The 26,009-nt window shown below is 75.2% G+C and carries 32 protein-coding genes; 19 read left to right on the forward strand and 13 right to left on the reverse strand.

Annotated elements, in window-relative coordinates:
• Positions 1 to 55: 55 nt before the first annotated feature.
• Positions 56 to 697 carry a 4a-hydroxytetrahydrobiopterin dehydratase gene (locus AB0J76_RS14440; protein WP_352329122.1) on the reverse strand — a complete coding sequence of 214 codons (642 nt, stop codon included), beginning with the start codon at positions 695 to 697 and terminating at the stop codon, positions 56 to 58.
• Positions 698 to 783: 86 nt separating this feature from the next.
• Between AB0J76_RS14440 and AB0J76_RS14445 the strand changes: the two genes are divergently transcribed.
• Together AB0J76_RS14445 and AB0J76_RS14450 are read left to right on the forward strand one after the other, a co-directional pair.
• A complete protein-coding gene (locus AB0J76_RS14445) occupies positions 784 to 930 on the forward strand; it encodes a hypothetical protein (protein WP_352329120.1) in 147 nt (48 codons plus the stop codon).
• On the forward strand, positions 888 to 1,226 hold the full coding sequence (locus AB0J76_RS14450) for a hypothetical protein (protein WP_352329118.1): 339 nt from the start codon (positions 888 to 890) through the stop codon (positions 1,224 to 1,226). The genes AB0J76_RS14445 and AB0J76_RS14450 overlap by 43 nt, the downstream gene beginning before the upstream one ends.
• A 2-nt stretch (positions 1,227 to 1,228) precedes the next feature.
• On the opposite strand, the gene AB0J76_RS14455 is transcribed toward AB0J76_RS14450, so the two are convergent.
• Together AB0J76_RS14455 and AB0J76_RS14460 are read right to left on the reverse strand one after the other, a co-directional pair.
• Positions 1,229 to 1,690: a VOC family protein gene (locus AB0J76_RS14455; RefSeq protein WP_352329116.1), complete on the reverse strand. Its 462-nt coding sequence runs from the start codon at positions 1,688 to 1,690 to the stop codon at positions 1,229 to 1,231.
• Positions 1,691 to 1,740: 50 nt separating this feature from the next.
• Complete coding sequence (locus tag AB0J76_RS14460; protein WP_352329114.1) at positions 1,741 to 2,670, reverse strand: LysR family transcriptional regulator; 930 nt, start codon at positions 2,668 to 2,670, stop codon at positions 1,741 to 1,743.
• Positions 2,671 to 2,741: 71 nt separating this feature from the next.
• On the opposite strand from AB0J76_RS14460, the gene AB0J76_RS14465 reads away from it, so the two are divergent.
• The 4 genes from AB0J76_RS14465 to AB0J76_RS14480 all read left to right on the forward strand — a co-directional run bounded on the left by AB0J76_RS14465 (position 2,742) and on the right by AB0J76_RS14480 (position 6,216).
• Entirely contained in the window at positions 2,742 to 3,440 is a 699-nt protein-coding gene (locus AB0J76_RS14465) for an NAD-dependent epimerase/dehydratase family protein (RefSeq protein ID WP_352329112.1), read from the forward strand.
• The gene (locus tag AB0J76_RS14470; protein WP_352329110.1) at positions 3,437 to 4,309 is read left to right on the forward strand and encodes an aldo/keto reductase; all 873 of its coding nucleotides are present in this window, start codon (positions 3,437 to 3,439) and stop codon (positions 4,307 to 4,309) included. The genes AB0J76_RS14465 and AB0J76_RS14470 overlap by 4 nt, the downstream gene beginning before the upstream one ends.
• A 60-nt stretch (positions 4,310 to 4,369) precedes the next feature.
• Positions 4,370 to 5,407: a helix-turn-helix transcriptional regulator gene (locus AB0J76_RS14475; protein ID WP_352329109.1), complete on the forward strand. Its 1,038-nt coding sequence runs from the start codon at positions 4,370 to 4,372 to the stop codon at positions 5,405 to 5,407.
• An 86-nt stretch (positions 5,408 to 5,493) separates the two neighbouring features.
• Positions 5,494 to 6,216, forward strand: coding sequence for a hypothetical protein (locus AB0J76_RS14480; protein ID WP_352329107.1), 723 nt, complete (start codon positions 5,494 to 5,496; stop codon positions 6,214 to 6,216).
• Positions 6,217 to 6,287: 71 nt separating this feature from the next.
• On the opposite strand, the gene AB0J76_RS14485 is transcribed toward AB0J76_RS14480, so the two are convergent.
• Both AB0J76_RS14485 and AB0J76_RS14490 read right to left on the reverse strand, forming a co-directional pair.
• Positions 6,288 to 7,637, reverse strand: coding sequence for a S8 family serine peptidase (locus tag AB0J76_RS14485; RefSeq protein ID WP_352325945.1), 1,350 nt, complete (start codon positions 7,635 to 7,637; stop codon positions 6,288 to 6,290).
• A gap of 91 nt (positions 7,638 to 7,728) precedes the next feature.
• Complete coding sequence (locus tag AB0J76_RS14490; RefSeq protein ID WP_352325946.1) at positions 7,729 to 8,703, reverse strand: EamA family transporter; 975 nt, start codon at positions 8,701 to 8,703, stop codon at positions 7,729 to 7,731.
• Between the two features lie 221 nt (positions 8,704 to 8,924).
• Between AB0J76_RS14490 and AB0J76_RS14495 the strand changes: the two genes are divergently transcribed.
• Both AB0J76_RS14495 and lexA read left to right on the forward strand, forming a co-directional pair.
• Positions 8,925 to 9,746, forward strand: coding sequence for a CPBP family intramembrane glutamic endopeptidase (locus tag AB0J76_RS14495; protein ID WP_352325948.1), 822 nt, complete (start codon positions 8,925 to 8,927; stop codon positions 9,744 to 9,746).
• Positions 9,743 to 10,402, forward strand: a complete 660-nt coding sequence (gene lexA, locus AB0J76_RS14500) for a transcriptional repressor LexA (protein WP_352325949.1) — start codon at positions 9,743 to 9,745, stop codon at positions 10,400 to 10,402. Before AB0J76_RS14495 ends, lexA begins: the two co-directional genes overlap by 4 nt.
• A 65-nt stretch (positions 10,403 to 10,467) precedes the next feature.
• Here lexA and AB0J76_RS14505 read toward each other — a convergent pair whose 3' ends face one another.
• The gene (locus tag AB0J76_RS14505; RefSeq protein WP_352325950.1) at positions 10,468 to 11,082 is read right to left on the reverse strand and encodes a peptide deformylase; all 615 of its coding nucleotides are present in this window, start codon (positions 11,080 to 11,082) and stop codon (positions 10,468 to 10,470) included.
• A gap of 164 nt (positions 11,083 to 11,246) precedes the next feature.
• Here AB0J76_RS14505 and AB0J76_RS14510 point away from each other — a divergent pair, with 164 nt between their 5' ends.
• The 4 genes from AB0J76_RS14510 (at position 11,247) to AB0J76_RS14525 (ending at position 14,962) form a co-directional block, all read left to right on the forward strand.
• Positions 11,247 to 12,200 (forward strand): hypothetical protein, encoded by a 954-nt coding sequence (locus AB0J76_RS14510; RefSeq protein ID WP_352325952.1) that lies wholly within the window; start codon positions 11,247 to 11,249, stop codon positions 12,198 to 12,200.
• A gap of 155 nt (positions 12,201 to 12,355) precedes the next feature.
• Positions 12,356 to 13,402: a methyltransferase gene (locus AB0J76_RS14515; protein WP_352325954.1), complete on the forward strand. Its 1,047-nt coding sequence runs from the start codon at positions 12,356 to 12,358 to the stop codon at positions 13,400 to 13,402.
• Between the two features lie 101 nt (positions 13,403 to 13,503).
• Entirely contained in the window at positions 13,504 to 14,346 is an 843-nt protein-coding gene (locus AB0J76_RS14520) for a GNAT family N-acetyltransferase (protein WP_352325955.1), read from the forward strand.
• A gap of 130 nt (positions 14,347 to 14,476) precedes the next feature.
• On the forward strand, positions 14,477 to 14,962 hold the full coding sequence (locus AB0J76_RS14525; protein WP_352325957.1) for a PepSY domain-containing protein: 486 nt from the start codon (positions 14,477 to 14,479) through the stop codon (positions 14,960 to 14,962).
• A gap of 177 nt (positions 14,963 to 15,139) precedes the next feature.
• Here AB0J76_RS14525 and AB0J76_RS14530 read toward each other — a convergent pair whose 3' ends face one another.
• The 3 genes from AB0J76_RS14530 to AB0J76_RS14540 form a co-directional block, all read right to left on the reverse strand.
• Positions 15,140 to 15,751, reverse strand: coding sequence for a methyltransferase domain-containing protein (locus AB0J76_RS14530; RefSeq protein ID WP_352325958.1), 612 nt, complete (start codon positions 15,749 to 15,751; stop codon positions 15,140 to 15,142).
• Between the two features lie 73 nt (positions 15,752 to 15,824).
• On the reverse strand, positions 15,825 to 16,466 hold the full coding sequence (locus AB0J76_RS14535) for a TIGR04282 family arsenosugar biosynthesis glycosyltransferase (protein ID WP_364389621.1): 642 nt from the start codon (positions 16,464 to 16,466) through the stop codon (positions 15,825 to 15,827).
• A gap of 41 nt (positions 16,467 to 16,507) precedes the next feature.
• Positions 16,508 to 17,854 (reverse strand): hypothetical protein, encoded by a 1,347-nt coding sequence (locus AB0J76_RS14540; RefSeq protein WP_352325960.1) that lies wholly within the window; start codon positions 17,852 to 17,854, stop codon positions 16,508 to 16,510.
• 128 nt (positions 17,855 to 17,982) lie between these two features.
• On the opposite strand from AB0J76_RS14540, the gene AB0J76_RS14545 reads away from it, so the two are divergent.
• On the forward strand, positions 17,983 to 18,963 hold the full coding sequence (locus AB0J76_RS14545) for an NAD-dependent epimerase/dehydratase family protein (RefSeq protein ID WP_352325961.1): 981 nt from the start codon (positions 17,983 to 17,985) through the stop codon (positions 18,961 to 18,963).
• Positions 18,960 to 19,649, forward strand: coding sequence for a glycosyltransferase family 2 protein (locus AB0J76_RS14550; protein WP_352325962.1), 690 nt, complete (start codon positions 18,960 to 18,962; stop codon positions 19,647 to 19,649). The genes AB0J76_RS14545 and AB0J76_RS14550 overlap by 4 nt, the downstream gene beginning before the upstream one ends.
• Here the strand turns inward: AB0J76_RS14550 and AB0J76_RS14555 are convergent.
• The 3 genes from AB0J76_RS14555 to AB0J76_RS14565 are packed head-to-tail and all read right to left on the reverse strand — an operon-like array spanning position 19,627 to position 20,773.
• Positions 19,627 to 19,959 carry a YnfA family protein gene (locus AB0J76_RS14555; RefSeq protein WP_352325964.1) on the reverse strand — a complete coding sequence of 111 codons (333 nt, stop codon included), beginning with the start codon at positions 19,957 to 19,959 and terminating at the stop codon, positions 19,627 to 19,629. The genes AB0J76_RS14550 and AB0J76_RS14555 overlap by 23 nt on opposite strands.
• Positions 19,960 to 19,964: 5 nt before the next feature.
• The gene (locus AB0J76_RS14560; RefSeq protein ID WP_352325966.1) at positions 19,965 to 20,393 is read right to left on the reverse strand and encodes a MerR family transcriptional regulator; all 429 of its coding nucleotides are present in this window, start codon (positions 20,391 to 20,393) and stop codon (positions 19,965 to 19,967) included.
• Positions 20,390 to 20,773, reverse strand: coding sequence for a hypothetical protein (locus tag AB0J76_RS14565; protein WP_352325967.1), 384 nt, complete (start codon positions 20,771 to 20,773; stop codon positions 20,390 to 20,392). The genes AB0J76_RS14560 and AB0J76_RS14565 overlap by 4 nt, the downstream gene beginning before the upstream one ends.
• 96 nt (positions 20,774 to 20,869) lie before the next feature.
• Between AB0J76_RS14565 and AB0J76_RS14570 the strand changes: the two genes are divergently transcribed.
• Positions 20,870 to 21,016: a hypothetical protein gene (locus AB0J76_RS14570; protein ID WP_352325968.1), complete on the forward strand. Its 147-nt coding sequence runs from the start codon at positions 20,870 to 20,872 to the stop codon at positions 21,014 to 21,016.
• Positions 21,017 to 21,119: 103 nt separating this feature from the next.
• A complete protein-coding gene (gene nhaA / locus AB0J76_RS14575; RefSeq protein WP_352325969.1) occupies positions 21,120 to 22,337 on the forward strand; it encodes a Na+/H+ antiporter NhaA in 1,218 nt (405 codons plus the stop codon).
• Here nhaA and AB0J76_RS14580 read toward each other — a convergent pair.
• The gene (locus tag AB0J76_RS14580; RefSeq protein ID WP_352325970.1) at positions 22,334 to 23,290 is read right to left on the reverse strand and encodes a WYL domain-containing protein; all 957 of its coding nucleotides are present in this window, start codon (positions 23,288 to 23,290) and stop codon (positions 22,334 to 22,336) included. The two genes, nhaA and AB0J76_RS14580, sit on opposite strands and share 4 nt — an antisense overlap.
• A gap of 72 nt (positions 23,291 to 23,362) precedes the next feature.
• Between AB0J76_RS14580 and AB0J76_RS14585 the strand changes: the two genes are divergently transcribed.
• From AB0J76_RS14585 to pstS, 3 genes are all read left to right on the forward strand, one after another.
• On the forward strand, positions 23,363 to 24,121 hold the full coding sequence (locus tag AB0J76_RS14585) for a DinB family protein (RefSeq protein WP_352325971.1): 759 nt from the start codon (positions 23,363 to 23,365) through the stop codon (positions 24,119 to 24,121).
• Position 24,122: 1 nt separating this feature from the next.
• Positions 24,123 to 24,830, forward strand: coding sequence for an alpha/beta hydrolase (locus AB0J76_RS14590; protein WP_364389625.1), 708 nt, complete (start codon positions 24,123 to 24,125; stop codon positions 24,828 to 24,830).
• A gap of 68 nt (positions 24,831 to 24,898) precedes the next feature.
• Positions 24,899 to 25,975, forward strand: a complete 1,077-nt coding sequence (gene pstS / locus AB0J76_RS14595; RefSeq protein ID WP_364389626.1) for a phosphate ABC transporter substrate-binding protein PstS — start codon at positions 24,899 to 24,901, stop codon at positions 25,973 to 25,975.
• Positions 25,976 to 26,009: the final 34 nt, after the last annotated feature.

Genomic DNA, 26,009 nt, shown 5'->3' on the forward strand with positions numbered 1-26,009 from the left:
CGCTGACCACGGGCCGGGCTGCCCGACGGGCGCCCCCGCTGACCGCCGCCGCGGCTCAGTCGCGCTCCTGCCAGGTGCACAGGCAGGCGTGGTTGCCCTCGGGGTCGGCCAGCACCCAGAACCGCGGCGCCTCGTCGGTGTGCACCAGCCGCCCGCCCGCCGCCAGCGCCGCGTCGATCCGGGGCTGGACCTGCGCGGGCTCCACCCACACGTCGAGGTGCCAGCGCTGGCGGGGCTCCTCGTCGCCGGACGGCTGGAACCACACGCCGGGCAGCGCGCCGGCCGGGTCCTGCAGGTCGCCCCGGTCGTCGGCGGACATCGCCAGCACCGCCGCCCAGAACGGCCGGACCGTGTCCCGCGCGGGGGTGTCGAGGCCGAGTTCGAGCACGGAGACCGACGCCGGGTCGAGGCGCACCCCGGCGTCGGCGGCGAGCGTCGAGACCGCGCGCGCCAGCCGCACGTCGCGCTCGGTGACGCCGCCCGCGTCGTGGCTGGACAGCCGCACGTCGACATGGGTGTAGCGCAGGTCGAGGTCGGGATGGTGGTCCATCTCCTCGGCCACCGCCCCGATGGCGTCGACGAGCGCGAGCCCGGCCGCGAACGTGCCGGTGTGGAGGCGGGTGTGCAGGCTGCCGAGCAGGTACGCCCACCCCGCCGGCCCTTCCTGTGCGATCTGCAGTCCGGTCAGCTTGGCCATGCGGCCATTCTCGCAGCACCCGGCCGAGTCCGACCTGATCCGGCAGGCGGCAGACAGTCCGCGCACGCTCGGCTACCGTGCGCAGTATGGCGAACGACGACGAGCAGGAAGAGCGTCCGGTGTGCGGCATCTGCATGGGCGCCGGCGGGGAGTGGATCAACCAGAACGGCGACTCGAGGAAGCAGTCCACATGGGTGTCGTGCGAGTCCTGCAGCGGGACCGGCCGCAGGTGACGGACCCGATCACCTGCCCCGAATGCCAGGGGCGCCGCGGCGTGCAGCTCGGCGAGCTGTTTCTCGCCTGCACGTTCTGTGGCGGCCTCGGCCAGGTGGGGGGCGACGACGAGCCCGCCGAGCGCGGCGCGGAACCGCCCCCGGACGGGCCGCCGCCGGCCTGGCGGCACCAGGTGTGGTCGGACCCGTGGATCGCCCAGATGCTCGGCTGCCGCTTCTGCCTCGGCTCGAAGAAGGTGACCCACATCGAAGCGGGCACGCTGGTCATCGTGCCGTGCAGGTGTGCCGACGACTGACGCTAGTCGAGGCAGAACTCGTTGCCCTCGGGGTCGGTCATCACGATGTGGCCGGCGGCGAACGGCGGCTCGGGCTCGTGCCGCCGCACCCGCGTCGCGCCCAGCCCGGCCAGCCGCTCGCACTCGGCCTCCAGCGCCGCCATGCGCTCCTCGCCGCGCAGCCCGGGAGCCGCCCGGACGTCGAGGTGCACCCGGTTCTTGGCGGTCCGGCCCTCCGGCACCCGCTGGAAGAACACCCGGGGCCCCCGGCCGTCGGGGTCCTCGATGGCCGACCGGGCGTCGCGCTCCTCCTCGGGGACGCCCACCCTGGCCAGGAAGTCGTCCCAGGCGGCCAGCGGGTCGGCGCCCTGCGGCAGCTCTACCCCGGGCGGGCCGGGATGGACGTAGCCCAGCGCCTCACGCCAGAAGGTCGACAGCGCCTTGGGATCGTGGGCGTCGAAGGTGATCTGGACCTGGCGGCTCATAGGAATCGCTCCGTTCGGTGGCGGAAGAGGTTACCGGGAACACTGTGACATCACCGGCGGACAGGATCGGTCCGCTGCCGTCCCAGTGCCGCCGCCTCCTCGCGCAGCCACTCGACCAGCGTCGGCACCAGCGGGTGGTCGCGCCGCGGGGCGGTGGCGACCCCGAGGTAGCGGGCCGGGCGCGGCGGGTTCAGCGGCACGACGGCCAGGCCGGGCGTGTCGCGCGCCAGGCAGATGGACGGCACCAGGCTGACGCCCAGCCCGGCCGCGGTGAGCGCCTGCGCCAGGTGGTAGTCGGTGGTGGAGCCGGTGACCCGCAGCTCGAACCCGGCCGCGGCGGCGTACCCGCGCAGGAACGCCTCCGTCTTGGAGCAGCCGATCACCCATGGCTGCTCGGCCAGCTCGGTCAGGTCCAGCGACGCCCGGCCGGCCAGCGGATGGGCGGCCGGCAGCGTCACCGACAGCGGGTCCTCGGCCAGCGGCGTCCAGGCCAGCCCCGTACGGTCGCCGGGCAGCACCGGCAGCGGCCCGTCGAAGTGGTAGGCGATCGCCAGGTCCGCCTCGCCGCGCCGGACCAGCGGCAGGCTGTCCTCCGGCTCCCGCTCGACCACGTTCGTCGCGACCTCGGGATGGGCGGCGACGAACCGCGCCAGCACGCCGGGCAGCAGCGCGCGGCCGCCGCTGGTGAAGGTGGCCACGGTCAGCCGCCGGCGCCCCGAGGCCAGCTCGTCGATCCGCTCCCGGGCGTGCCGCAGCTCCGCCGCGATCGTCTCGGCCGTCTCCACCAGCAGCCGGCCCGGCTCGGTGAGGACCACGCCGCGGGTGCTGCGGGTGACGACCGGGGTGCCGAGCTGCCGTTCCAGCGCGGCGATCTGCTGCGAGACGGCGGACGGCGTGAGCAGCATCGCGGCCGCCGCCCGGTTGAAGCTGCCGTGCGCGGCCACCTCCCGCAGCACCCTGAGCCGGTGGGCGTCGATCAACAGTTCTCCTTAACACGAGGCCAGCAAGTCACCACTACCACTGCTGACTCCGTCCGGCCAGTCTTGGCCGCATGCGACACATCTGCATCATCGGCGGCAACCGCTACTTCGGCCGCCGCCTGATCCGCCTGCTGCTGGCCGGCGGGGACCGCGTGACCGTGGTCAACCGGGGCTCGGCCGCGTCGCCGCCCGGGGCCGAGCACGTAGTCGCCGACCGGGCGGACGCGGCGGCGCTCGCCCGCGCCCTGGGCGGCCGGACCTTCGACGCCGTCGTGGACCAGGTCTGCTACACGCCCTCGCACGCCGACGCCGCCCGCCGGGTGTTCGCGGGCGCCCTGTCCCGGCTGCTCGGCGAGGCGGCCGCGTACGCGGAGGGCAAACGCCAGGCAGAGGCCGTGTTCGCCAGGGACCCGGCCTTCCCGTTCCTCGCCGTGCGCAGCGCCCACGTGCTGGGCGGCGGGGACGCCGACTTCACCGGACGGCTGCGCCACTACGTGGACCGCGTACGCGCCGGGCTGCCGGTCGCCGTGCACCGCGATCCGGCCCCCACGTCGTTCGTCCACCACGCGGAGATCGCCGCGTTCCTGCACTGGACGGCGACGGGCACCGACGTCACCGGCGCGCTCAACGCCGCCTCCCGCGACACGCTGACCGTCACCGGCCTGTGCGCGGCCATCGCCGCCGCGACCGGCTCGCCGGCCCCCGTCCACCGCGTGGTGACCGGCGGCGAGCCGTCGCCGACCTCCTCCCGGAAGGCTGACCGACCATGATCACCCGCCGCATCGGAACCGCCGAGGTCGGCGCCGTCGGCCTGGGCGCCATGCCGCTGTCCATCGAGGGCCGTCCGGACCGCGCCCGCGCGATCGCCACCGTGCACGCCGCCCTCGACGCCGGCCTCACCCTGATCGACACGGCCGACTCCTACCACTGGCACGCCGGCGAGCGCGGCCACAACGAGGAGCTCGTCGCCGAGGCCCTGGCCAGATGGTCCGGCGACGCCTCCGGCGTGCTGGTCGCCACGAAGGGCGGCCGCGGCCGTCCCGGCGACGGCTCCTGGACGGTCGACGGCCGTCCCGCTCACCTCCGGGCCGCCTGCGAGGGCTCCCTGCGCCGCCTGCGCGTCGAGGCGATCGGCCTCTACCAGCTGCACAAGCCCGACCCGGACGTCCCGTGGGCGGAGTCGGTGGGCGCGCTGCGCGACCTCCTCGACGCCGGCCTCGTCCGCGCGGCCGGCGTCTCCAACGTGACCTGCGAGCAGATCCACGAGGCCAGGGCCGTCCTGGGCGACTCCCTGGTCTCGGTGCAGAACCGCTACAGCCCCCGGCACCGCGACAGCCTGCCCCAGCTGCGGCTGTGCGACCGCCTGGGCATCGCCTTCCTGCCGTGGAGCCCCCTCGGCGGCATCGCCCGCAGCGCCCTGGACGGCCCAGGCGCCGCCCCGCCCCGCACCCCCTTCCACGAGGTGGCCGAGGAGCGCGGCGTCACCCCGCAGCAGGTCTGCCTGGCCTGGCACCTTGCCCACTCCGAGCACGTCGTCCCCATCCCGGGCGCCACCCGGCCGGAGTCGGTGCGCGCGTCGGCGGAGGCGACGGCCCTGCAGCTCACCGAGGGCGAGCTGCGGCGGCTGAATGTGACCTGAAGTATCTGAACGACTACCCTGTGCTTGCCGGGCGGGCCCGCGGCGTGCTGACCTGGCCGCGTGAGCTCATGCCAGGACCGCGTGGTCCACGAGGTGCGCACCCTGATGGACCGGGGCGTCGCGGCCGAGCACGTCGGCGCCGCCGTGTCCGCCGCCATCGCCCCGCTGCTGCCGCACGACGCACTGCGGCTGGTCGGGACCAGCCCGGCGACCGGGCTCGGGCAGGGCTCGTTCAGCTTCTGGCACCGCTACGAACGCGAGCTGGCCCTCTCCCTGCTCGCCCACCGCCGCGCCCACGGCGACCCGTGCCGGCCCGCGTCGCTGGCCCGGCTGCGGGTGCCGGTCGCGGTGGCCGGCGCCGAGGAGGGGGCGCGGCGGGCGTTCGCGGCCTGCGGCGCCTCCTGCGAGCTGCGGCTGCTGCTGCGTGACGGGCGCGGCGGCGTGTGGGGCCTGCTCGGGCTGGTCCGCGCCTGCGACGCCGCGCCGTTCACCGGGGACGACCTGCGCAGGGCCACGCTGCTCGCCCCCGCTCTGATGGCCGCGCTGCGCAGGTACGTCACCGCCGCCCCGCTCGCCCCCACCGCGCCCGCCCTGCCCGCCGGGGTGATCGTCGTCGGCCCCGACCGCGGCGTCCGCGCCGTGACGCCGCAGGCCCGGGCGTGGCTCGACCGGCTGCGCCACCCAGACCGGCACGGCGTGCACGCCTGGCTGGCCGACACGTTCGTCACGGCCCTGGCCGCCGACGCCGCCGAGCACGCGCGCGGCGCGGACGCCGGCCGGCCGATCATCTGCGCCCCGGCGGCCCGGTACGGCCGCTGGCTCGCCGTCGAGGGCCAGGCGCTGGACGGCACGGGCGAGGTGGCCGTGGTGATCCAGGCGGCGACCGGCGGCCTGCTGCTGCCCTCGTTCTGCGACTGGTACGCCCTCACTCCGCGCGAACGCGGCGTCCTCGACCTGCTGTGCGCCGGAGCCGCGCCGAAGCAGATCGCCCGCCTGCTCGACCTGTCCGGACACACCGTGCACGACCACCTCAAAGCGGTCTTCCGCAAGACCGGCGCGAGCGGCCGGGACGAGCTCATGGCCGCCTTCACCGCCTGAACGCCATCCCCAACACTGGGGGGCTGCCCGCGCCGCCGCCCCGCCCGACCATGAGGAAGTACGCAGCACTACCAGGGGAGGCACCCGTGACCCAGATCTCAACCCCCGCCCGCCGCCAGGTCGAGCGCTTCCTGGACTTCTCCGACCACGTCGGGGGCCTGGAGGAGGCCGACGTGCTGGCCCTCCTGCGCGACCACGACATCACCACGCTGGAGCAGCTCGTCGCCAAGGCGGTCAGGGCGCCGCGCTCGGCCAAGCCTATTCCGGCGGACCCCGCCAGGGCGTTGGCCCGGCCCCGGGCCGCCGCAGGGCTCGCCAACGCACCGATCACCCACCCCGCGCCCGCCATGGCGGTGGTCGTGGACGGCGTCGAGCACGACCCGGCGGACCTGACCCGGTTCGACGGCCGCCCGCTGACCTACCTCTACCACCCCGAGCGCCTGACGGCGGTCACCGACGACACCGCGGTCAACGGCGCGCTGTGGGCCGCGGCGCTGCTGCGCGACCCGCGCCCGGCCACGCGGGGCGAGGTGCAGATGTTCGAGCACGTCGAGTACGCCGGCGACTGGTTCTGGTGCCCGGCCCGCCAGGCCTACAACGACCTGACCGACGTCCACCACGGCCCGCTGCACCTGCACGACTGGAACGACGTCATCAGCTCCATGGGCGGCACGAACTGCACGGTCCGCTACTACGAGCACATCAACTTCGGCGGCAGCTCGCTGATCGTGCCGCCCTTCTCCGACATCCCCAACCTCGTCCCCAGCGGGTGGAACGACCGGATCTCCTCGGTCTGGAACCACGGCTGACCCTTCGTCCACCGGCCCTCCCCGGCGGACGGCGGCGCCGCGTACCCACGGGTGCGCGGCGCCGTCGCGGTTCAGGCGGCCCGGGTGCGGTGCGAGCGGAGCGCGGCCAGGACGCCGGCGGGGTTGACGATGCCGTACCCGTAGTCGTGGTCGAAGCCGACCGTGCTGCGGTCCTCGGCGGTGCGGTTGAGCAGCGTGCGAAGCTGCGCGGGCGACAACTTGGTGGACGGGTGGCGGGTGCGCAGCGCGGCGATGACGCCGGCCACCACGGGGCAGGAGGTGGAGGTGCCGGTGTCGGGCGTGCCGGGGCCGCTCGCCTCGGAGCCGGCGTAGTGGGTGTAGGCGGCCAGGTCGGGCTTGTGGTCGCCCAGCCGGGCCGGCCCCTGCGAGGAGTAGCCGACGCGCTCGCCGCGGGTGTCGACCCCGGCCACCGTGACCACCTTCGGATGGCCGTTGCCGCCCACGATGTCGGTGAACCCGCAGCTCGCCGCCGGGCAGTCGCGTCCGCAGTTGCCCGCCGCGAACACGATGTCGGCCCCGGCGTGCTCCAGATTCGAGATCATGACGTTGAACGGGTGCATCGGGTTGTCGGAGTAGTTGCCGGGGTGGCCGGGCGGGAAGTCCTGCTGCGGGTTGTACAGGCCCCAGCTGTTGCTGACGACCAGCGAGCGGGACTCGGCCGGCATGGCCTCCAGGAGTCCGCGCAGGTGGGTGTAGGCGGCCACGGCGTCGGACAGCAGGCCCTCTGTCGTGCCCTTCCTGCTCTGCAGGACGGCGATGTCGAGCAGCGTCGAGCGCGGGGCGGCGAGCTGGGTGTTGAAGGCGCACAGGCTGCCGTGCTCCACCGGGTAGCGCCCCGGCGTGGGCGTGACGCCGGGCGGGGCCCAGCTGTGCCCGGCGTCGAGGGTGACCTGGCGGCCGAGCTTGGTGCTCACGTGGTCGGCGTTGACGCCGCCGTCCACGACCGCCAGGTTGACGCCGTGGCCGTCGTAGCCGGCCGCGCGCAGGTCGGAGGTGCGCAGCAGTCGTTCGACGTCGTGCCAGTCGCCGACCGGGCCGGTGTCGGCGCAGGTCAGGTGGGGATGGATGGACGGGTCGGCGAACACGCCGACGACCTCGCGCACGGACGACGACAACAACGCCAGCCTGGACGGCAGGTCGTCGTCGGAGAGCTCGCCGCGCACGAGCACGCTGGCGTGCTCGGCCGACAGGGAGAAGCCCAGCGGCCGGTTGATCGACGACAGCAGGCCGCCCGAAGGCGAGGCGGGCAGGGCGCGCGGCAGGGCCAGCGGGGCGAACGCCTGGTCCAGGACGATTCCCGGCAGGTCTCCTGCCACGTCGGCGACCGTGGCGGTCACGCCGGGGTCGAGGACGGCTTCGACGGTTTCACGGGCGGGGCGGAGCTGGATCAGGACACGCAAGGCTCCACCTCCTTCCTCGGGACGGGGATGGGACAGTCGTTGCTTCCCCTTGTAAATACCCGTTGTAGTGAATTAACTACTTACAGTAGTGTCAGCACTTCATTGCTCCCGAGGTCACCTCTTTGTCGCCGTCCAGGCCCGTGGGCCCTGTCGCCCGGGGACGTGTGCGGCGGGTCGCGGTCTGGGCGAGGAGCGCGCCGGACAACACGATCACGCCGCCCGCGATCTGCGGCCCGCCCAGGCCCTCGCCGAGCACCCCCCAGGCCGCCAGCGCCCCGCCGATGACCTCCAGCGACGCCACCGTGGCGCCCACGGCGGCCGACAACCGCCGCACCGCGTTCACCCCCAGGATGTAGGCCACCACGCTGGCGACCGCCACCATCCACGCGAAGGCCACCGGCACGGGCAGCGTCAGGGCGCCGGGCGCGGGAGTGGCGGACGTCGTGAACGCCTCCCACCGCAGGGCCCACGGGCGGGCGAGCGGGACCAGCGCCACAGCCGCGCCCGCCATGCCCCAGGCGACCAGCCCGAGCGGGTCGACGTCGTCCCCGAAGCTGTCGTTCATCAGGAAGTACCCGGCGGAGCAGGCCGCGGCCAGCAGGCCGAGGGCCAGGCCCAGCGCGTCCAGCCGCAGGTCGTGCCAGACCTCGGCGACGATCCCGAGGCCGGCCAGGGCGACGAGCGCCCCGGCGTAGGCCGCCCGGGGGAGCCGGACCTTGCGGACCAGCCGCACCCAGGCCGCCACCATGACCGGGGCCATGTAGACCAGCAGCAGGGCGACCCCCACGGGCAGGCGCGTGATCGCCGCGAAGTACAGCGACTGCACCCCGGCCACCGCGACGACCGCGTACAGCGCGAAGAACGGCCACCTGGCCCGCGGGATGCGCAACGCCGCGGGCCTGACCGCGGCCAGCACGCCCAGCAGCAGCAGCCCGGCCGCCGCCATCCGCGCCCACACGGCCTCGATCGGCGTCAGCCCGGCCGCGACGAGGTACCTGGCCATCGGCCCCGAGAACGCGAAACACGCCGAGGACCCGAACGCGAGCGCGAGCCCCGCATACCTCATACCGCACCACCAGAGCCGTCATCACTGTCACCACTTGCCGGGAAGCCACGACCCTGACACGCGCCCCGGCGCGGGCGCAACGCGATTACCGGCCCTCAGCCGGTGGTCGTAGTCCCCAGGTGGCAGAGGCGGGGCGGCGATTCGGATCTTCGGCCGATGGGCGGCGGGAGCGGGGTCCTGAACACTTGGCGGGGCCCACCCCCCCGGAGGAAGGTCCGCCCGTGTTCCGACAGCTCGACGACCGCGTCACGTCGATCGTCTACATCGTGGTCGTGCTCGCCGTCTCGGCGGGCACCGCGCGCGTCGCCGAGGGGCTCGTCCTGGCCCTGTCGCCGCTGCTCACCGTGCTGGTGCTGCTGTTCGTCGTCACCCGGGAGGGATACTCCAGGGACGGGCTGCGCCGCCTCGGCCTGGGCCGGGCCGGGCTGCGCGTCTGGCCGGCCGCCGTCGCCGCCACCGCCGGGGTGTGCCTGCTGGCCACGGCGGGCGCGGTCGTCCTGGGGTTCGGACGGTTCACCGCGCCGCGGGGCGACTGGGCGCAGTCGGTGGCGGCCGTGCTCGTCACCGGGCCGATCCTGGCCTTCGCCGAGGAGATCGGCTGGCGGGGCTACCTGCAGCCCCGGCTCGCCCGGCTGGGGGAGCGCACGTCCATGCTCGTCGTCGGGGTGGTGTGGATCGCCTGGCATCTGCCGTACGTCCTGTTCACGCCGTATTACCACGCCGAAGGGGCGCGGGCCGTCGTGCTGCCGCTGTTCGGCGCGTCGGTCATCGCGTTCTCGTTCCTCTTCGGCTACCTGCGGGTCATGTCCGGCAGCGTGTGGCCGGCCGTGCTGGCCCACTTCGCGCACAACGCGACGTTCGCCCTGCTGCTGGAGCACGCCGTCATCACCGACCGGCCCGTGGTGGTGGCCGAGTACCTGGCCGGCGACACCGGGCTGTTCGTCCTGGCGGGCACGGCGGCCTGCGCCCTCGCGGCCGGGATCGCCCGTTCCGCCGGCGGCCGCCACCGCTCCGGCCGCCCGGCCTCTAGCATTCCTCTGTGACCACCTACGACGACCATGACACGTTCGAGCACCTGAACGTCTCGGCCCTGCCGCAACGACAGCAGCGGATCCTGGCCGCGATCCGCGACTGGGTGGTCAGACACGGATACCCGCCGAGCACCCGCGAGCTGGCCCAGGCGGTGGGGCTGCGCTCGCCGTCGTCGGTCTCGAAGCACCTGAGGAGCCTGGAGGAGCAGGGCTTCCTCAACCGCGGCGCGGCGATGACCCGCCCGATCGACGTGCGCCTGTTCCTGCGGCCGCCGTCGGCCGAGCCGCCCGCCGAGCTGGTGAGCGTCCCCGTGGTCGGCGACATCGCCGCGGGCACGCCCATCCTGGCCGACGAGCACCTCGACGACACCCTGACCCTGCCCCGCGACCTCACCGGCCGCGGCACCGTGTTCGGCCTGCGGGTACGCGGCGACTCGATGGTCGACGCGGCCATCTGCGACGGCGACATCGTGGTGGTGCGGCAGCAGCCGGAGGCGCACTCGGGGCAGATCGTCGCCGCCATGATCGACGGCGAGGCCACCGTGAAGGTCTACCGGCGGCGCGACGGGCACGTCCTGCTCGAACCGCGCAACCCCCGCTACGACGTCATCGACGGTGACCGCGCCGTGGTGCTGGGGATCGTGGTCTCGGTGATCCGCAGCGTGTGACCGGCGGCGTGTGACCGGCGGCGTGTGACCGGCGGCGGGTGACCGGCGGCGGGTGACCGGCGGCGTCAGGGGCGGGGGGTCAGGAGACGTTCGTGGTTGGCGGTGGTCGACAACGAGCGGAGGTCGGCGCGGTCGAGGTAGATCGTGCCGTTCAGGTGGTCGGTCTCGTGCTGGGCGATGCGGGCCGGCCAGCCGGACAGCTCCTTCTCGTACGGGCGGCCGTCCCCGTCGAGGGCAGACAGCCGCACCCGCGCGTGCCTCGGGACGACGGCGGTCAGCCCCTCCACGCTGAGGCATCCCTCGTAGAACGCCCGGAAGCCGGGGCCGACGGGCGTCACGACGGGGTTGACCAGCTCCAGCGGCGGCTGCGGAACACGTTCGCGCTCGGCAGCCAGGTCGGGCGGCAGCTCGGCCGGGTCCTCGATGACCGCCAGCGCCAGCGGGATGCCGACCTGCGGCGCGGCCAGGCCCACCCCCACGCCCGGCAGGTGCCGGAACATCGCGTCGAGCAGCTCGCGCAGGAGGGCGTCGGAGAGCTGGCCGTCGTACGGCTCGGCGGTCCGGCGCAGCACGGGGTCGCCGATCTGGGTGATCGACCAGGGCCTGGGGGAGGCGAGCAGGGCGTGCACGCGCTCGGTCAGCTCCTCGGCGCTCGGGCCGGTGCCGTTCAGGGGGCTCATGGGGGTCCTTCCGCTCGACGTCGCTCGCTCAGCAGACGGTAGAGCATGCGCGGTGACCCAGTTTCGGCGGGTAAAGAGGGCTAGAATCATTCATAGAGTAGTTGATCCACTGCAATGGGTAATGATCGCTGCGGATGATCACGTAACGTCGCAGGGAGACACCCATGTGCAAGAGAACGATCGCCGTCCTCGGCCTGGCCGCGACGGGCCTGCTGACGGCGGCGGGCCCGGCGGCGGCCGAGGACGGCAGCAGAGCCGCCGCTCCGTGCGTCGCCGCCCGGCTCGAGATCACCGGCGGGCCCTCGGTCAGGGCGAGCACGCTGCTCGACACCTCGGCCGTGCGGACGTTCCTGCAGGGTCTCGTCCGCCCAGCAGACCGCCCAGCAGACCGGTCGGCGGACCGGCCGGGGGCGCTCCCGCGTACGGCGGACGCGTCGTTCGCCGAGGCCGCCGAGTTCCCCGGCGTGCTCGACGCCTTCCTGCTCGACGTCGAGCAGGAGATCGGGGTGAGCAGGCCGAACAGCGGCACGGAGGAGGCCCGGCCGACCGCGGCGGACGGCGACACCCTGGCCCGGCGGATCCTGGAGCCGCTCGTCGCCGCCGCCCTGGACTGCGCCCCGGCCCCCGGCACGTCGGACGTCGGCACGTCGGCCCCCGGCACATCGGCCCCCGGTACGTCGGACGTCGGCACGTCGGCCCCCGGTACGTCGGACGTCGGCTCGTCGGACAGCGGCGCGGCCGAGACCGGCTGGTGGGAGACCGGGCGGCCGGAGGCCGGCTCGTCGGCCGCGGCGGAGCCGTCGTCCCTGCTGGACGCCGCGGGAGCCACGGCGGTGCTCGAAGCGCTGGTCAACCGGCCCGAGACGTGCCTCACCGACGGCACCTCGACCATCCGCACCGGCGACGACGGCATGTCGGTCACGACCGCCTCGTCCCGGATGTCGCTGCTCGACGCGCTCGGCGTCAGAAGGACGCTGGACTTCCTGACCGGCCGGCCGTCGGCGGCCTGCCCCGCTGCCGACGTGCCCCTGTCGGCGGCGGCCACCGAGCGGGACCGGCCGACGTCGCTCCTGGACAGTCTCGGTCTGGGAGCCCTGTTCTCCAGGCTCCTGGGCTGACGCACCCCGGAGGCGGCCCCGCGCCGGGGTTCGCACGCAGGACCGGCTGAGGTTCGCGCGCGGGACCGGCTGTGGTTCGCGCGCCGGACGGGGCAGGGGTCGCGTGGTAGGTTGCGGGCGAGCCTTGATCCTTTGGGAGAAGGGGGCGTGCGGCCGTGACAGGAACCGGCGACGAGACCGTCCACCCGACGGCGTGGCAGGCGGCGTGGGAGGTGCTGGCCCCCGTCACGGACATGGTCACCCCGATGGCCGTACGCGTCGCGGCCACCCTGCGCCTGACCGATCTGATGGGCGGCGCCGAGCTGTCCGTCGAGGAGCTGGCCCGCAGGACGGGCGCCGACGCCGACGCCCTGGGCCGGCTGCTGCGCCACCTCGCCTGCCACGGCGTCTACGCCGAACGGGAACCCGGCGTGTTCGCGGTCAACGAGCCCGCCGCGCTGCTGGCCTCCGGCCACCCCTCCATGATGCGCGACCGGCTCGACCTCGACGGCTTCGGCGGGCAGATGGACGTCGCGCTCACCGGCCTGCTGCACACCGTCCGCACCGGGCGGCCCGCGTGGGAGAGCGTCCACGGCGCCCCGATCTGGCACCATCTCGCCGCTCACCGGCAGGTCGGCGAGTCGTTCGACGCCCTGATGGCCGCGGGCGCCGACGACCTCACCGACGCGGCCGAGGGGTACGACTGGTCCGGCGTACGGCACGTGGTCGACGTCGGCGGCGGCACCGGCGCGCTGATCGCCGAGATGCTGAGGGCCCACCCGGAGCTGCGGGCCACACTCGTCGACCTGCCGGACACGCTGGAGCGGGGCCGGCGGTACCTGACCGGGCTCGGGCTGGACGGGCGGTGCACGTTCGCCGGCCAGAGCTTCTTCGAGCCGCTGCCCCCGGGCGGCGACGTCTACGTGCTCAGACGCGTGATCCACGACTGGGACGACGCCGACGCCGAGCGCGTCCTGCGGCGCTGCGCCGACGCGGCCGGGCCGCGCGGACGGGTCGTGGTGATCGAGTCCCGGGGCGGCGCCGGCGACGACCCGGCCATGTTCGCCGAGATGGACCTGCGCATGCTCGTGATCAGCGGCGGCCGGGAGCGCACCGTCGCCGACCACACCGCGCTCGCCGACGCGGCCGGGCTCGACGTGGCCGGGGTGCGGCACACCCCGCTGGGCAACGTCGTCCTCGACTGCGTCCCCCGAAGCGGCTGAGCGGGCTCTCCTCCGGCGCGGCCCCGAGGCGGCTGAGCGGGCTCTCCTCCGGCGGGGTCGCGCGTGGTGACATACTTGATCATCCGCACGCGAGGGAGACCATGGTGACCATCGAATGGGCCGCGCTGTCCGCCACGGACCTGCCGGCGATCGCCGGGCTGGCCGGCAGGTGCGCGGCGCGCGACGGCGGGCTCCCGGCCACCGCGTCGCCCTCCTTCCTGGAACGCCGGTACGTCACGGGCGCCGCGGTGGGCGCGTTCACGCAGGGGCTGCTGGTGGCCTGCGGCGCCGTGCGGCCGGTGGGCGAGACGTCGGCGGCGACCGGCCTGGTCGACCCCGACCACCGCGGACGGGGCCTGGGGTCGGGCCTGCTCGACCGGCTGGCCGCCGAGCCCGGCAAGGTGCGGCTGGAGACCGAGTCGCTGACCCCGCAGGCGCACGAGCTGTTCCTCGCGCGCGGCTTCCGCCAGACGTTCGCCGAGGACGTCTTCCGGCGCGACCTGACCCGGCCGCTGCCGGACGTCCCGATGCCGGCGCAGGTGACGGTCGAGGAGTGGTCCCCGCTCACCGAAGGGGCGTTCCACCAGGCGTACTCCGCGTCCTTCGCGGACCGTCCCGGCTTTCCCGGGTGGACGCGGGAGCAGTGGGTGGACTGGCTGGTCGACGAGGAGTTCCTGCCGGGGTGCTCGCTGGTGGCGTTCGAAGGGGACGTCGCCGTCGGCTTCGTGACGTGCGCGGAGGAGTTCCTGGTCCAGGTCGGGGCCGTGCCCGGGTGGCGGCGGCGCGGGCTGGCGCGGGCGCTCGCCGTCGCGGCGCTCGGCCGGATGCGCGAGGGCGGCGCCGGCCAGGTGTTCCTGGACGTCAACGTCAACAACCCGGCCTCGGCCGCGCTCTTCGGCGGTCTCAGGTTCGAGAAGATCGCCCGTCGTGCCCGTTACGAGTAGGTCCGTCAGGGGTGCGGGGGCCGTTCGGCGTCTTAACCGGACGTTAGGGTTCCCGCAGTTCGTCGCTATCGTCCCGGCGGCCACTCTGGGAGGCGTCAGGACGACGACCGAACCTACGGAGTGATTCCGCATGCGTAAGCCTATGATCATCGCTGGACTGGCCACGGCCGGTGTGCTCGCCGCCGGCGTCGGCACCGCCTTCGCCACCACCTCCACCCCCACGTCCGCCCCCACGTCCGCCCCCACGTCCGCGCCGGCCCCGGCGGTCTCGCAGGAGCAGGCCGAGAAGACGGCGCTGGAGAAGGTGCCGGGCGGCAAGGTCACCTCGGCCGAGCTGGAGAACGAGGACGCCGGCCAGGTCTGGGAGATCGACATCGACGCCGCCGACGGCACCGAGCGCGAGATCACCGTGGACGCCGCCAAGGGCACCGTCCTCGCCGAGGAGACCGACGACGAGTCCGACGACCACGGTGACGACCAGGCCGACGACCGCTCGGGCGACCGCACGGACGCCCAGAAGACCGACCAGAACAACGACCAGACCGTCAAGAGCGACGACGACGCCGACGACGACGACCACGGCAAGACCGGCAGCGACGACGCCGACGACGACTGACCGACGCCGATCGACCGACCCGACCGGACGCTGATCCAGGCGCGCGCTGAACGGCCGCGACCCGGCACAGGATGCCAGCACCGGCGAGCCGTGGGCGCCGGGGCCGGGTGCCGGTGGACCGTGGGCGGCGGAGGCCGTGTGCCGATGCCGGTGGGTCGTGGGCGGTGGGGCTGGGTGCTAGTGCAGGTGGGCCAGCCAGCGGCCGTGGGTCGGGCGGCAGTGGGCGGTCGTGAATCCCGCGTTCGCGGCCAGGCGGGCGATGTCGGCCGCCGAGACGGTCGCCCAGCCGAACCATTCCCCCGCACGCGCTCCCCGGCGCAGCCGTACCCGGTCGACCCGGCTGCGCGTCCAGGGCGGCGCGAGCTCGGCCAGGACGGTGCCGCCCGGCCGTACGAGCTGCCGGACCCGGCGTAGCAGGGCGGCCGGGTCGCCGCCGATGCCGATGTTGCCGTCGGCGAGCAACGCCGTCGCCCACTGGCCGGTGCCGGGGACGTCGTCGAAGACGTCCCGCAGGAGGGCGAACCCGCCCGCCCGGCGGGTCAGGGCGACGGCGTGCGGCGTGACGTCGATGCCGAGCGAGGCCACGCCGCGCCGGGTCAGCGCCGCCGTGAGGCGGCCGGGCCCGGAGCCGATGTCCAGTGTGGGGCTGCGGCAGTGGCTCAGGATCTCCTCGTCGCCGTCGATGGGCGCGGACCAGCGCGCGGCCGCCAGCTCGGCGCGGCTGCCGTCCAGGTACTCGATCTCGGCGCGCTCACCCGCGAGCGCGGCCGCATAGATCTCCCCGATCACCGTCCCGGCCTCCCGGCGGCGCGGTCGTGCCCGATCACCCGGGTCGGCTCGCCGGTGGCGCGGTCGCGCTCGGTCACCGGCATGGCTCTCCCCGGTCCGGTCGTCGGCGCAGTGTTCGGAGGGTGGTGGCGAAGCAGGAGGCGGGAGCCTGGCGGGCCACCTCGGTCGCGGCTGTGGCGGTGTCCACGTCGACCAGCTCGGGCAGGTGGTGGACGGCCAGCCCGGCGCGGACGAGCCGGTCGAGCTGCACCTTGCCGGTCTCCGGGTGCGACATGGGCACCCCGAGCAGCAGCGCCGGGTCCGGCCGCCGGAGCCCCAGCAGCCAGAAACCGCCGTCGGCCGCCGGGCCGTACACCGCGTCGTGGTCCGCCAGCGCCGCCCCGGCCTCGCCCAGCAGCTCGGGCGTGACCTGCGGGGTGTCCATGCCGATGAGCACGACGGGCCCAGGCCGCAGCCGGTGGGCGTCAGCGAAGGCCGCCGCGAGGCGTTCGTCCAGCCCGGCGCCGCGTTGCGGGATCACTACGAAACCGGGGGGCAGCCAGCGGCCCGGCAGGCCGTCCAGAGCGAGGATCCGCTGGGCGGCGGGGGTCGCGGCGACGGCGCGCAGGCTGTCGCGGAGCGCGGCCTCGGCCAGCGCGGCGGCCTCGGCCGGGCTGTACGGGGGCGTCAGCCGGGTCTTGACCCGGCCGGCCACGGGTTCCTTGGCGATGAGCACGATCTGCGGCGGGTGCTCGAACGTGGGACGACTCAGCTTCCTCAGTCCTTCCGTGCCGACGACAGCAGGTGATCGCCGCGGGACCGCCGTACGGCCCAGCCGGCCAGCACGGCCAGGGCGGCCACGGCGTACGCGGGGGTGCCGGGGGTGCCCGGGGCCGCCGGGCCGGCGGTGTAGGCGACCGCGCCGGCCAGGGCGACGCCCAGCCACTCCCACCGGCCGTCCAGCGCGGCCAGGGCGACGACGAGCAGCGCGTACCAGGAGTAGCCGGGGGTGAACAGCAGCAGGAGGGAGCCGCTGACCAGCAGCGCGCCGCGCCAGGGCCGTCCTGCGTCGCCGTGGCGCAGGACGGCCAGGACGACCAGGCCGAGCAGCGCGACCGCGGCCCAGGGCGCCCACCCGTCCGGCACGAGCAGCCGCAGGACGGCATAACGGTTCCCGCCGCCGGGCCCGTCGTAGCGCTCCTCCTTGAGATAACCCGGCAGGTAGCCCGCCACCGAGGCGCCCGAGACCAGCACGTACGGCAGGTAGGACAGCGCGATCACGAGCCCGGCGGGCACGACGACGCCGAGCACCCGCCGCCAGGGGACACTTCCGCCCAGGCCCCCGGACAACACGCCGGACAACACCCCGGACAGCGCGCCGGGCAGCGCGGTCACGGGCAGCAGCTTGGCCGCCACGGCCGCGCCGAGCAGCGCGCCGCGCCCCCGCACGGCGGTGAAGGCCAGCACCACCAGCAGCACGCCCAGCATGTCGACGTGCGCGTTGTTCACCGCCTCCACCGGCACGGCCGGGCACCACGCCCAGTACGCCGCCCGCCGGGCCCCCGCCGCCCGGCACAGGATCGCCAGCACGGCCACGGCCGCCGCGAAGCCGCCGAGCTGGAGCCCCTTGTGCCGCACCCCGTCCGGCGACAACCAGTGGACCAGCAGGAAGTAGCCCTGCGCGACCGGCGGGTAGATCGTCGGCTCGGTGGGGCGGTTGATCCGGGTGCAACCGCCGCCGGGCAGGGGCCACAGGGCGGGGGCGTGGCAGGCGGCCGGGAAGAGCCAGTCGTCGCGCAGCCCGGCGAGCGCCGGGTCGGCCGGCGGGTGGTCGTAGGGCGAGATGCCGGCGGCCTGCACGCGGCCGTCCCAGGCGTACCGGAAGGAGTCGGTGCTGCTGCTCGGCGGGGCCGCCAGGCCGGTCGCGGCTAGCGTGATCCCGCCGGCCAGGACCAGGACGGCCGTCCGCAGCTCCGGCAGCCGGGCGGCCTGCCACAGCGCGGCCGCGAACAGCGCCCAGGCCGCCAGGTACCAGCCCAGATGGGGCGGCCCCGTCGCCAGCCGCAGCACCACGGCCGCCAGGGCGGCGAGCGTCCCGGCGGCCGCCGTCGTGTTCCGGTTCACGGCGGCAGCCTCGCATCCGGAGGCCGGTCCGGGACCGCCGCGGCGGTTCACGTTCGTTGTTCGTAAGAACCCTTACGAACCGCGAACGCGGCTTCGGCCCGCCTGTCCCGGCCGCTACCGTCGGTGGCGTGAGAGTGATGGTCACCGGCTCGGCCGGCTTCATCGGCGGTCACGTCGCCGAGGCCCTGGAGGCGGCGGGTCACGGCGTCGTCGGCCTCGACACGCGGACCGGCGCGGACGTGCGCGACGCCACGGCCCTGGACACGCTGCTGCCCGGCGTCGAGGTGGTCGTGCACCAGGCGGCCAAGGTGGGCCTGGGCGTGGACGTCTCCGACCTGCCCGCCTACGCCTGCGTCAACGTCTTCGGCACCGCCGTGCTGCTGGCCGCCATGGCCAGGCACGGGATCACCCGGCTGGTGCTGGCCTCCTCGATGGTCGTCTACGGCGAGGGACGTTACGCCTGCGCCGCGCACGGCGACGTCCGGCCCGGCCCGCGGACCGCGGACGACCTGGACGGCGGCCGGTTCGAGCCGCCCTGCCCGCGCTGCGGCGAGCCCCTGCGCTGGGCTCCGATCGAGGAGGACGCCCCGCCCGATCCGCGCAACGCCTACGCCACCAGCAAACTCGCCCAGGAACACCTGGCCGCCAACTGGGCGAGGGAGACCGGCGGGACCGTCGCGGCCCTCCGGTACCACAACGTCTACGGGCCCCGCATGCCGCGCGACACCCCGTACGCCGGGGTCGCCGCGATCTTCCGCTCGGCGCTGCGGGCCGGCCGGGCGCCGCTGGTGTTCGAGGACGGCCGCCAGCTGCGCGACTTCGTCCACGTGCGCGACGTGGCTCGGGCGAACCTCGCGGCCCTGACCGTGCCCTTGCCGCCCGGCGGGCTGCGGGCCTGGAACATCGCCTCCGGCACGCCGCGCACCGTGGGGGAGATGGCCCGCGTGCTCGCCGCCGGGTGCGGCGGCCCGGTCCCGCGGGTCACCGGCGGCTACCGGCTGGGCGACGTCCGGCACGTCGTCGCCTCGCCCCGGCGGGCGGAGGCCGAGCTCGGCTTCCGCGCCGCGATCGGGTTCGAGTCCGGGATGGCGGAGTTCGCCCGGTCATGACGATCGACGTGATCCTGCCCTGCCTCGACGAGGAGGCCGCGCTCGCCTGGGTGCTCGGGCGCATGCCCGCCGGCTACCGCCCGATCGTCGTCGACAACGGCTCCACCGACGGCTCGGCGCGGGTCGCCCGCGATCTCGGGGCGCGGGTGGTCGCCGAGCCCGTGCGCGGGTTCGGGGCCGCCTGCCACGCCGGGCTGCTGGCCGCTTCCGCCGACCTGGTCTGCTTCATGGACGCCGACGCCTCGCTCGATCCGGCCCAGCTTCCCCGGGTGGCCGGGCCCGTCCTCGACGGGGAGCTCGACCTGGTGCTCGGGCGCCGCCGGCCGCGCGGCGCCGGCGTCTGGCCCGGGCACGCCCGGCTGGGCAACGCCGTCCTGGCCCGGGGCCTGCGCCGGCGCACCGGCGTGGCGCTGCGCGACCTGGGGCCGATGCGGGCGGCCGCCCGCGTGCCGCTGCTGTCGCTCGGGACGGCCGACCGCCGCTTCGGCTACCCGCTGGAGACGGTGCTGCGCGCCGCGGCGGCCGGGTGGCGGATCGGCGAGACGGACGTGGACTACCTGCCCCGCGCGGGCCGCTCGAAGGTGACCGGCACCCTGCGCGGGACGCTGCGGGCAGTCGCCGACATGCGCCGCGTCATGGCGGACGCGCGCCCGGGGGACGGGGTCAGGCGCGCGGGGCGTACATGATGACCAGGACGCCGGCCAGGCAGATCAGGGCGCCGACGACGTCCCAGCGGTCGGGGCGGAAACCGTCGGCGACCATGCCCCACACCAGGGACCCGGCGACGAAGACGCCCCCGTAGGCGGCCAGGATGCGGCCGAAGTTGGCGTCCGGCTGGAGGGTGGCGACGAAGCCGTACAGGCCGAGGGCGACGACGCCGCCGCCGATCCACAGCAGGCCGCGCTGCTCGCGCACGCCCTGCCAGATCAGCCACGCGCCGCCGATCTCGGCGAGCGCGGCCAGGGCGAACAGCAGCAGTGAGCGGATCATCGTCATGACGGTCAGTACATCGCATCCGCCAGGGCGGCGGCGGGGAGGGGGCAGCCGGGGCCGGTGCAGCCGGTCAGGCTGTCGCAGCCGGCGGCGACCACCTGGCTCAGCGACTCCCGGACGGTGGCCAGGTCGGCGATCCTCGCGTCGATCTCGTCGATCTTGGCCCGGGCCTGGACGCGCAGGCCGGCCGTGGGGTGGCCGCGGCGGCCGGCGCCGATCAGCGCGGCGATCTCGTCCAGGGTGAAGCCGAGCCGCTGGGCCGCCTTGATCACGGTGAGCAGCGCGACGGTACCCGGCGGGTACGCGCGGTGCCCGCCGGGGCTGCGCCGCGGCTCGGCGATCAGGCCACGGCGCTCGTAATACCGCAGGGTCTGGAGGTTGACCCCGGCCCCCTCGGCCACCTGCCCGCTGCGCAGGCACGGCTCCTCGGGGCTCACGCGGGCCGTCCCCCGGCCCTGGCCTGGAGGGCGTCCAGGACGCCGGTGTGCCGCGGGGGCACGGTCGCCGCCAGCGTCAGGCCGCCGCTCCCGATGGTCAGGGTGAAGGTGAAGAAGGAGCAGCAGGCGTTCTCCCGGGCGGCCAGCCCGGCGGCGCGGGCGGCGACGCCGGGACCGCCGGAGCCGCCGGAGCCGTCGGGGCCGTCGGGGCCGTCGGGGTCGAGGTTGAGTTCCAGCCGGTCGGGCGCGGGGCGGCGCACCGAGCGCACCGAGCGCGCGAACAGCTCGTCGAACTCGGCCACCCGCAGCAGCCGTTCGGCGGTGGGCAGCGTGCAGGCGGACGGCGTCCAGCCGGGGGAGAGGGGCAGGTCTGCGGTCATGTCCCGACGGTAACCCCGTACCGGGGTACCGGATTCAAGGGCGGCGGGCCCTTGTAGGGTAGGAGGGGGACACGATCGGACAAAAGGGGGGGCAAGGTGCGCGAATTCCGCTCCTGCCTTCACCTCGCGCGCGAGCGGCACGCCCGCCCGCTGCGCCCGCTGGAGTTCCGTCCGGTCGGCACGAACGGCTACGTCAGCACGTGGGGCGTGATCGCGGGCATCCGCCCGCCGCAGGGCCGCTGAGCGCCCGCACCCGGACGTGATCCGGGTGCGCGCGTCGCCATGAGGCCGGGGCTGCGCATCGGGCGGCCCGTTCGTTTCCGTACCGTCCTGGAGTTCTCCCCTCATGTCTGCCTCCTCGCGGATCATCACTGCCCTGCGCTCGGACGCGGTCGGCGGCGTCCTGCTCATCCTCGCCGCCCTGACCGCGCTGGCCTGGGCCAACTCCTCCCTCGCCGGCTCCTACGAGGCCCTGCGCACGTGGTCCTTCGGCCCGCAGTGGCTGGGCCTGCGCCTGAGCGCGCAGGCGTGGGCCGCCGACGGGCTGCTGGCGGTGTTCTTCTTCATCGTCGGCAACGAGCTGAAGCAGGAGCTCGTGCACGGCGAGCTGCGCGACCCGCGCCGCGCCGCGCTGCCCGTGGTGGCCGCGCTCGGCGGCGTGGTGGTCCCGGCGTTGCTGTTCCTGGCGGTGAACGCCGCCGCGCCGGGCCAGGCGGCCCGCGGCTGGGGCGTGCCGATGGCCACCGACATCGCCTTCGCGCTCGCCGTCCTGGCCGTCGTGGGCCGCGGCCTGCCGGCCCCGCTGCGCACGTTCCTGCTGACGCTGGCGACCGTGGACGACGTGTGCGCGGTCGTCGTGATCGCCGTCGGCTACACCTCGGGGCTGAACCTCGCCGCCCTGGCGGGGGCCGCCGCCGCGCTGGGCGGGTGGGCGTACCTGCAGCACGGGCGGGGCCGCGCGGTCACCGCCGTGCGCCGCGCGCTGCCCGCGTGGCTGCTGTACGGGCCGCTCGCCGTGCTGATCTGGGCGCTGGTGCACGCCTGCGGGGTGCACGCGACCATCGCCGGCGTCGCGATGGGCCTGCTCATGCGCACCCGGCCGCGGGCCGGCGAGCAGGTGCCGCCCTCGCAGCGCGCCGAGCACGCGCTGCGGCCGTTCTGCGCCGGGGTGGTGCTGCCGGTGTTCGCGCTGCTGTCGGCCGGGATCTCCCTGTCGGGGGCGGGCGGCTTCTGGACGGGGACCGTGACCTGGGGCGTGCTGGCCGGGCTGCTGATCGGAAAGCCGCTCGGCATCGTCGGCGCCGCCTGGCTCACCGCCCGCCTCACCAGCGCCCACCTCAACCCGCGGCTGGGCTGGAGCGACATCGCCGGCGTGGGCGTGCTGGGCGGCATCGGCTTCACCGTCTCGCTGCTGATCGCCGAGCTCTCCTACCCCGGGCCGGCCTACCTGACGCAGGCCAAGGGCGCGATCCTGCTGGCCTCGGCGGCGGCGTCCGTGCTGGCCGCCCTGATCCTCGGCGCGCGCGTCCGCCGGCACCGCGCGGCCGGGCCGCCGGCGGCCTAGCCGGGCAGCGCGGCGGCCAGGCGGGCGGCCAGGCGCGCGACCGCCGCGCGCAGCTCGGGGCCGCCCTCGACACGGAAGGCGAACGGCACGGCCGGCAGCCACTCCTGGGCGTACATGGCCGGGTTGCCCGTGCTGCCGACCAGCACGCAGCCCTCGCCGTGCGGTTCGAGCCGTCCCATGGGCGGGTGCACCCAGGGCGCCACCTCGGCCAGGGGCGCGTCGAAGACCACGCGGGCCGCGTACGCCCATCCGGTGCCCAGGTTCTCCTCCAGCGCCGCCACCGGGTCCAGCCCGTCGGGCGGCCGGAAGCCGTGGACGGTCTCGTGGACGGCCCGGACGCGGTCGACCCGGTAGGTGCGGATCGCGCCGGCGCGGTGGGAGTGGCACAGCAGGTACCAGCGCCCGTAGCGGACGACGACCGCCCAGGGGTCGACCTCGGCCTCCCACTCCGTGCCCGACCCGCTCCGGTAGGCGATGCGGACCCGCCGCCGGGCCGCGGACGCGGCGACCAGCGCGCTGGTCACGGCGACGCCGGGACGGGCCGCGTACCGGTCGGGCGCGGCGGAGGCGTGCTCGCGCAGCGCGGCGGCCTGGCGTCCGACGCCTTCCGGCAGGGCCCGGATGACCTTGGACAGGGCGGCGCCCACCAGGTCGTCGGGATCGGTGGCGGCCGGCTGGCCGTCGAACACCGCCATGACCAGGGCCAGCGCCTCGGGCTCGGTGAAGGCGACCGGCGGCAGCCTGGTGCCGCGGCCGAGCCGGTAGCCGCCGTAGGGGCCTCTGGCCGACTCGACGGGGATGCCCCCCTCGCGCAGGATCCCGACGTACCGGCGGGCGGCGCGCTCGGTCACGCCCAGGGCCGCGGCCAGCTCCCCGGCCGTCACGCCGGGACGCTGCCGGAGGACCTCCATGGCGCGCAGGGCCCGCGCGGTGGGGCTGAGTTCGGTGGGCACCCGAGCAGATTAGGGCCGTCACGGCGGGAACCGGAAGTAGAACGTCCGGAATACGCCCTACCGTGTGGCGTCATGACCGACTACCGGGAAGACCTCCAGGTCCAGGACGTGAGCGTGCGGCGGGGCACGTTCACCCGGGTACGCCTGTCCGACGTCCGCGTGCGCGCGGCCGACCTGTCCGGCGTGCGGCTGCGCGGCGCCGAGCTCGTCGACGTCGAGATCAGCGGCGAGCTGCGGAACGTCGTGGTGAACGGCGTGGACATCGCGCCCCTCGTCGAGGCCGAGCTGAACCGCCGCATGCCCGAACGCGCCCGGATGCGCCCCGGCGACCCCGAGGGGTTCGGCGAGGCGTGGGCGATCCTCGACCGCCTGTGGGCGGGCACCCTCGCCCGCGCCGCGACGTTCCCCGAGGCGGCGCTGCACCAGAACGTCGACGGCGAATGGTCCTTCGTCCAGACGCTGCGGCACCTCAACTTCGCCTCGGCCGCCTGGGTCGGCCGGATGATCCTGGGCGACCCCTCGCCATGGCACCCGCTCGACCTGCCGTGGGACGAGGCGCCAGGCTGGGACGGCATCCCGTGGGACCGCGCGGCCCGGCCGCCGCTGGCGGAGGTGCTCGCCGTCCGCCGCGACCGCCGGGCGATGGTCGGCCGGGTCGTCGCCTCGCTCACCCCCGAACTGCTCGCCTCACACGTCACCCGTGAGGAGCCCGGCTGGCCGCGGCTGGCCGGCTTCCCCCTCAAGGAGTGCCTGCACATCGTCCTGCACGAGGAATGGGAACACCGCCTCTACGCGGAACGCGACCTGAACGCACTGGAGAAAGAAGACTGACATGGACATCCTGCTCATCGGCGGCCTCTGGCTCGACCCGTCCGCCTGGGACGAGGTGACGCCCGCGATCAAGGCGCTCGGCCACCGTCCCGTGCCGGTCGCCCTGCCCGGCCAGGGGGACGGGAACACCGCCGCCACGCTCGCCGACCAGGTGGCGGCGGTGCTCGCCGCCGTGGACGCGGCCGACGGCAGGCCCCTGGTGGCCGGCCATTCCGCGGCCTGCACGCTGGCCTGGCTGGCCGCCGACGCGCGGCCGGACAAGGTGGCCAAGGTCGCCTTCATCGGCGGTTTCCCCGCCGCCGACGGCGCCCTCTACGCCGATTTCTTCGAGGCCGCGGACGGCGTCGTGCCGTTCCCGGGATGGGAGCCGTTCGAGGGGCCGGACTCGGCCGACCTCGACGAGGCGGCCAGGCGGAGGTTCGCCGCCGCCGCGGTCCCCGTCCCCGAGAGGGTGGCCAAGGGCGTGGTGCGGCTGACGGACGAGCGGCGGTTCGGGGTGCCGGCCGTCGTCGTGTGCCCCGAGTTCAGCCCCGCGCAGGCCCGGGAGTGGATCGACGGCGGCGACGTCAAGGAGCTGGCCCGGGTCAAGCACCTCGACCTCGTCGACCTCGACTCCGGGCACTGGCCCATGTTCACCGAGCCGGTCGAGCTGGCCCGCCTCCTGGCCGCCGCGGCCGACGGGACGCCGGACGGCTTGGCGACAAGGTAACCCTTCGTGTCCGAGAGCTTGACCCCGGGATGACGGGTCCGGACGCGTCCGGTTCGTAGCCTTGTGCAATGGCAAGGCTGACATGGACGGCCAAGTCGGTCCTGGTCACCGCGCTCGTTCTGGTCGCCGGGGCCGCCGCCGCGGCCGGGGCCGTGTTCCTGAGCATGAGCAGCGAAGACGGCGCCGCCCCCGAGCCGGTCGTCGCGTGGCTGCACGCCTCGGGCTCGACCGCGCAGAAGGGCGCCATGGACGCCTGGACCGGCGAGTTCGAGCGCGTCCACCCCGAACTGCGCGTCGTCTACGAGGCCAACGGCTCAGACCGCGGCATCGAGGACTTCATCGCCGGACGCAGCGCGTTCGCCGGCTCGGACGTGCCGATGACCCCCGAGGAGCAGACGCGGGCCGACCGGCGCTGCGGCGGCCGGGCCGAGCACCTGCCGATGGTCGTCTCCCCGGTCGCGGTGGCCTACAACCTGACCTCCGTGCCCGGCCTGCGGCTCTCCCCGGCGACCCTGACCGGCATCTTCACCGGGCGTCTCACCAGGTGGGACGCCCGCGAGATCGCCGCCGACAACCCCGGCCACCGCCTGCCGCCCACCCGCATCCACGTCTTCCACCGCTCCGGCCAGTCCGGCACCACCCAGAACCTCACCGAGTTCCTGCGGGCGACCGGCGGCTGGCCGCACCAGCCGTCCAGGACGTGGACCGGCGCCGGCCAGGGCGTCACCAGCTCCAGCGGCATGACCCAGGTCCTCCAGCACACCAGGGACTCCATCGGCTACGTCGAGTACGGCTTCGCCGGCAGCGCCCGCCTGAGCACCGCGGACGTGCGCAACCCCGCCGGGGAGTTCGTGGCGCTGTCGCCGGAGAGCGCCGGCAGGGCCCTGCAGGGCGCCACGGTCGAGAGCGGCGAGCGCGGGCTGGTGCTGACGTTCGACCACAGGCGGCCGGTCCCCGGCGCCTACCCGATCGTGCAGGTCACGTACGAGATCATCTGCGCGGGCCGGGCGGACCCGCTGGTGCGCGCCTTCCTCGGCTACGCCGCCGGCGACGCCGGCCAGTCCTACCTGGCCCTGTACGGCTACGCCCCCCTGCCGCACGACCTGCTCGCCCAGGTACGCGGCCGCCTGGGAGCCACGAGCTGAACGGCCCGCCGGATTTCCCGGAACAGCGGCCGCC

The sequence above is a fragment of the Nonomuraea sp. NPDC049624 genome (assembly GCF_040675255.1).
In the GTDB taxonomy this organism is placed as follows: domain Bacteria; phylum Actinomycetota; class Actinomycetes; order Streptosporangiales; family Streptosporangiaceae; genus Nonomuraea.